The 463-nt window shown below is 52.7% G+C and carries 2 tRNA genes; one reads left to right on the forward strand and one right to left on the reverse strand.

From position 1 onward, the window contains the following. Positions 1-72: 72 nt before the first annotated feature. Positions 73-144, reverse strand: a tRNA-Val gene (locus L8U60_RS10760). A gap of 221 nt (positions 145-365) precedes the next feature. On the opposite strand from L8U60_RS10760, the gene L8U60_RS10765 reads away from it, so the two are divergent. Continuing rightward, positions 366-441: transfer RNA gene (locus tag L8U60_RS10765), tRNA-Gly, on the forward strand. Positions 442-463: the final 22 nt, after the last annotated feature.

The following is a 463-nucleotide window of genomic DNA, read 5'->3' on the forward strand; positions in this document are numbered from 1 at the left end:
GCTACGTGGGGGTTAAGTAGCAGAAAATCCGCCGAATGCAGTTCATTCAAGCATTCGGCGGATTTTTGTTTGTGGTCCTAGCTGGGATCGAACCAGCGACCTTTCCGGTGTGAACGGAACGCTCTTCCACTGAGCCATAGGACCGTTGCGTTTTTGACGCGAGGGATACATTAACACCAGGTTGCCAAAAGACCATAATCGGTACCCCACTAAGAACCATCGGCGCGGATCAATGCCACCCGAGCAACACCCTGACCACCTGAAATACAAGTTACATAGGGGCGATTTGTCCTAAGGGTGGCGGACAGATTAAAGTCTTGAACCGCACAACTTCACAAAGAGCAACACTTTTGAAGTGAGTGTGTGCGGATGTAGCGCAGTTGGTAGCGCATCACCTTGCCAAGGTGAGGGTCGCGAGTTCGAGTCTCGTCATCCGCTCCATGTCCCCCTAGTGGGGGCTTCC

The sequence above is a fragment of the Corynebacterium meitnerae genome (assembly GCF_027570075.1).
Taxonomy (GTDB): domain Bacteria; phylum Actinomycetota; class Actinomycetes; order Mycobacteriales; family Mycobacteriaceae; genus Corynebacterium; species Corynebacterium meitnerae.